We start from the raw sequence: 4,491 nt of genomic DNA, 5'->3' as shown, positions 1-4,491 counted from the left end.
TACTTGCTGGCACACATTCTTTTATAATTCCAATAGCTGCATCGCTTGGTCCTGTCAGTGCACTTATGTGCGAATTATTTCCAACAAAGGTTCGGTACAGTGGATTTGGTTTATCAAGAAATATAGCTGCTGGATTTTTTGGCGGCCTTGCACCATTTTATATGCACAACAATTATCAAGGTTACAGGACAAGAGACTTCAGCTAGTTTTTACATGATTTTCTGTGCATTAATTGGGCTAGTTGCTATATCGCAAATTAAGGGTGAGCTTTCTTCAAAATTACCCAAAGTAAACCAAGTATAGTTGCAGTATAGCAGAATTAAAAAAATCTAATTATAAGGCGGGAAGTGCCAATTTTTAGGTGATAATGTGAATATTTCAGCACCATCTTTTGTTACTCCGAGCGTATGTTCAAATTGAGCAGAAAGTGAAAGATCGCGTGTTGTCACTGTCCAATCATCGAGTTTACTGAGCAGAGTCTCATGTTTTCCAGCATTAATCATTGGCTCTATTGTAAAGAACATACCTTCCTTCAAGACGAGATTTTCATCTTGATCATAGAAATGCACTACATTTGGTGGAGCATGAAAGACTTTTCCTATACCATGTCCGCAGTAGCTGCGTACGATAGAATATCCAAAATCTTCAATATACTTCTCTATAGCAAGCCCTATTTCATTTAACTTATTGCCGGGCTTAACTTGTTTGATCGCTTCCATCAACGCATTATAAGTAGCGTCACATAAACGTTTTGCTTTTATTGATGGCTTGCCAATCCAAAACATGCGACTTGTATCACCGTGCCAGCCATTTAAAATCACCGTAACGTCAATATTCAAAATATCTCCATCTTTAAGCGGTTTATCATCGGGAACACCATGGCACACAACTGCATTTTTTGAAGTGCAAATTGATTTTGGATATCCCCTATAATTTAGTGGTGCTGGAATTGCACCTGCATTAATTATAAAATCATGACATAGATCATTTAACTCATTAGTTGTCACCCCTATCTTTACGTACGGTGCAATGAAATCAAGAGTTTCAGCAGCAAGCCTGCCAGCCTTGCGCATAAATTTAAAATCTTCTTGTGAGTGTATAGTTATGTTCATATTTTCCATGTTTTATTGTAATTGGTACGCTTACTCGCAAGTACATAAACATAATAATTTTACATATTATAAAAATAAGTCCTATGGATCCTAGTGTCAAGTCATTTGTATGAAAAGTGGTAAAAACAGAAATCTAGACTGTAACTTTCGATTTAACCCAATTATACAATTTACTCATTTTACCATCTTGACCGAGCATTCCAGAGTTATTTTTATAAAAAGTGTCAACTATTAGCTTTATAGAGCCTATAGCAGCAGAAAATACAGGATTTTTATCATATTCGCCATCAAGACCGCTACAAGACTCAGGGCACCCAATTCGAACTTGCTTATTGAATATATAGCCTGCAATTTCCTTCATGCTTGTGAGTTGACTAGTTCCACCTGTGATCACTACTTTATTAATTGGATCTTTCTGCTCTTGAAATTGCTCTCTTACCATTTCAAGTACTTCTTCAACTCTTGGTCTTATGATGTTAATAAGCTCAGATTTGAATACTTGAGTAGGTTCATCATTTTCGTTGTTTTGCATTGTAATGTACTCATTCTCATCTATTGAAGTTACGATAGTGCTGCCATACAGTATTTTTATATACTCTGCACGTTCTATGCTTGTGCATAGCCCGTAAGCAATATCTCGAGTGATATGAACACCACCAATTGGAACGCTGCTTGCATACACAAGTTTCCCTCTTTTGAAAATTCCAATTGCAGTGCACCCACCGCCTATATCAACAATAGCAGTCCCGAGCTCTTTTTCATCTCCACTCAGACAGGCAAGACCTGCAGAATATGCAGAAGCAATACAACCTGCCATATTTAATCCACCATTATTGGTAATACAGTTTTCAATATTGGTAAGCGCTGGACGCGAAGCAGTGACAACATTAACATCAGCAGATAGTCTTTTTCCGTACAATCCACCAACTTCTTTTATGTCAGTCATGTCATCTAAGTGATATTTCAGTGGTATATTGTGAATGATAACATTCTCTTCAATATATTTCTCAAACGTCTGAAAAACTACACGTTTTATATCCCGGTCAGAAATTTCATGATTAGCTGCAACAATTTCATTATGTACATTGAAAGATGAGATGCCACATCCAGCAATATTTACATATATCTGATCTATAGTTTCCTCTGACACTTGCTCAGCTAAACCTATAGTTGATGAGATGGAGTAATTTGCGTGTTTTACATTAGTTATTGATCCACCGTTTACACCTTCTGCAATCTTATAACCCGTTCCTGTTACTTTATAGCTGAAGTTGCCATTTATCTTAACGATTAGACAAATAATCTTTGTTGTACCTATGTCTAAAACAGCAAAAACGTTTCTCTTTGGTTTTGCTATTACTGCAGAGTACATTAGTTGACCTTATTACGCAATTTCATTTTAAGTTGTAGCTTTCTTTAATAATTTATATTTCTATTATAGATATAGCAACATTTTAATATACACTAAATCCTGGAACAAAAGGAAAAGCAAAACATAGAATTATAATTTTTATGTCCATATTACCAATTGTAATTGCTCCTGACGAAAGACTAATCACACGTGCCAGTGAAGTAACAGATATAAACGATAAAATTAAAGAATTAGTAAACGACATGTTCGAAACTGTGTACGACGCAGAAGGTTTTGGCCTTGCTGCAGTGCAAGTTGGAGTGTTAAAGAGAATTTTTGTTATGGATGTTCAGCTAGAAACAATTGAAAATGAGCCAGCAGGATATGAATCAACTGGCAAATTTTGCATGATTAATCCAGAAATTACGGAATTATCTGATGAACAAGTAATTCTCAGGGAAGGGTGCCTTTCAATTCCAGAGCAAAGCTATGAAATTAAGCGTCCAAAGTATTTAACTGTGAAATACAGAGACTTAAATAACGAAGAACAAACACTAAAAGCTAGTGGTTGGCTTGCAAGGTGTATTCAGCATGAATTAGATCACTTAAACGGCATGTTATATATTAGACATTTATCTAAATTAAAGTATGATATGGCCATGAAAAAAGCACAAAAGGTTAAAAAGCATTATGAGCAATAAAGACTTAGAATTATTAAAATTTTACCATGAAGTGGGCGTTGATTGCACACTAATGGAGGGTGAAGAGGAAAAAAAATTGGAGAGCAAAGAGAGTGTACAACCCTCTGTTATCCAAACTGGGACCCAGAAGAAAGATGCAGATACGCGCTGGGATGACACTAAAGATGGAAAAGGCATGTTTCCAAGTGACTGGATAATTGAAGCAAGGAAACTTGCAAGCAAATGTAATAGTGTGGATGAACTAAGAAGCGCAGTTGAATCATTTGAAGGTTGTGAGATAAAAAAAACTGCAACTAATACTGTCTTTTCCGATGGTAATCCAAACGCAAAAGTTATGCTCGTTGGTGAAGCTCCAGGAGCAAATGAAGACCTTCAAGGCATACCATTTTGTGGTGCAAGTGGAATGTTGCTCGATAAAATGTTAAATGCAATCAATCTTGATCGCACTAAGGTATACATAAGCAATACTGTATTTTGGCGTCCACCTGGCAATAGAAAGCCAACCGACCTAGAGCTTGATATGTGCAGACCATTTGTCGAAAAACACGTTGCACTAGTTTCACCACAAATTTTAATTTTGGTCGGGGGAATCGCATGTTATAGCCTTCTTGACAGCACAAAAACTATATCGAATTTGCGTGGCAGATTTCATACGTACACTAACCAATATTTGTCCAATTCAATCACCACAGCTGCTATATTTCATCCAGCTTACCTACTTCGCCAACCAGCACAAAAACGTTTAGCCTGGGAGGACTTGAAGAAGATTAGGGAGTATCTTGATAACACCAATAACTGCACAAATACCTAATAAAGTGGTAGACCTCTTGCATAGTTTTTGCAGCATGTTAACAATCGTTAGAAACGAAAAAACTTCCTTGACAAACTCCGCCAGCCCCCTTATCATAAAACTGAAGCTATTGTATTTGCTTTCGCCAATCTGCAGATTAAAAGGTAAGGATTACTTAATGTATCGGCGTCTTGTGTTCAATTTTTTTGCAGTATATAGATACTGTATGTCTTTACAAAACTTCATCTACATCTAGATTTTTATCTAAATAAGCTGAACGCGCTTATAAAGCGTTACAAGACATCAAAAAATGCCAATACTCGACAGAGATAGTAAAAGACTAGCTAACTCGGGGATTCTTTGTCTTTTTTTTTGCTTAGTAAATTTCTTAAACATTTGCAGCGTAGGTTAGTTGCAATTAAAAGCAGCTGAATTTCGCTTGTCAAGCGTTTAAAACATAAAAAACGCCAATATTTTAAAGCAGATAATAACCCCAGGGCTTCTTTTGCCTTTTTTTATTTGGTAAATTTCTTAAAT

Annotated in this window: 4 protein-coding genes and 1 pseudogene; 3 read left to right on the top strand and 2 right to left on the bottom strand. The window is 36.2% G+C overall.

The window, feature by feature from the left end:
• Positions 1 to 303: pseudogene (locus WGMM_RS03895) on the top strand (MFS transporter); the annotation flags it as partial.
• A gap of 26 nt (positions 304 to 329) precedes the next feature.
• On the opposite strand, the gene map reads toward WGMM_RS03895, so the two are convergent.
• On the bottom strand, positions 330 to 1,112 hold the full coding sequence (gene map / locus WGMM_RS03890) for a type I methionyl aminopeptidase (protein ID WP_038250362.1): 783 nt from the start codon (positions 1,110 to 1,112) through the stop codon (positions 330 to 332).
• A gap of 133 nt (positions 1,113 to 1,245) precedes the next feature.
• The gene (gene ftsA, locus WGMM_RS03885; protein ID WP_038250356.1) at positions 1,246 to 2,484 is read right to left on the bottom strand and encodes a cell division protein FtsA; all 1,239 of its coding nucleotides are present in this window, start codon (positions 2,482 to 2,484) and stop codon (positions 1,246 to 1,248) included.
• Between the two features lie 140 nt (positions 2,485 to 2,624).
• Between ftsA and def the strand changes: the two genes are divergently transcribed.
• A complete protein-coding gene (def, locus tag WGMM_RS03880; protein WP_038250351.1) occupies positions 2,625 to 3,164 on the top strand; it encodes a peptide deformylase in 540 nt (179 codons plus the stop codon).
• A complete protein-coding gene (locus WGMM_RS03875; protein WP_038250347.1) occupies positions 3,154 to 3,975 on the top strand; it encodes a uracil-DNA glycosylase in 822 nt (273 codons plus the stop codon). The genes def and WGMM_RS03875 overlap by 11 nt, the downstream gene beginning before the upstream one ends.
• The last annotated feature ends 516 nt before the right edge of the window (positions 3,976 to 4,491 follow it).

This window comes from Wolbachia endosymbiont of Glossina morsitans morsitans (assembly GCF_000689175.1).
GTDB lineage: Bacteria > Pseudomonadota > Alphaproteobacteria > Rickettsiales > Anaplasmataceae > Wolbachia > Wolbachia pipientis.
Note: the sequence above shows the minus strand (reverse complement) of the source record. Positions and strands in the feature narration are given on the sequence as shown.

Coding starts and splice junctions, on each gene's coding strand:
- map (WP_038250362.1), bottom strand. CDS start 1,112: ATGAACATAACTATACACTCACAAGAAGATTTTAAATTTATGCGCAAG.
- ftsA (WP_038250356.1), bottom strand. CDS start 2,484: ATGTACTCTGCAGTAATAGCAAAACCAAAGAGAAACGTTTTTGCTGTT.
- def (WP_038250351.1), top strand. CDS start 2,625: ATGTCCATATTACCAATTGTAATTGCTCCTGACGAAAGACTAATCACA.
- WGMM_RS03875 (WP_038250347.1), top strand. CDS start 3,154: ATGAGCAATAAAGACTTAGAATTATTAAAATTTTACCATGAAGTGGGC.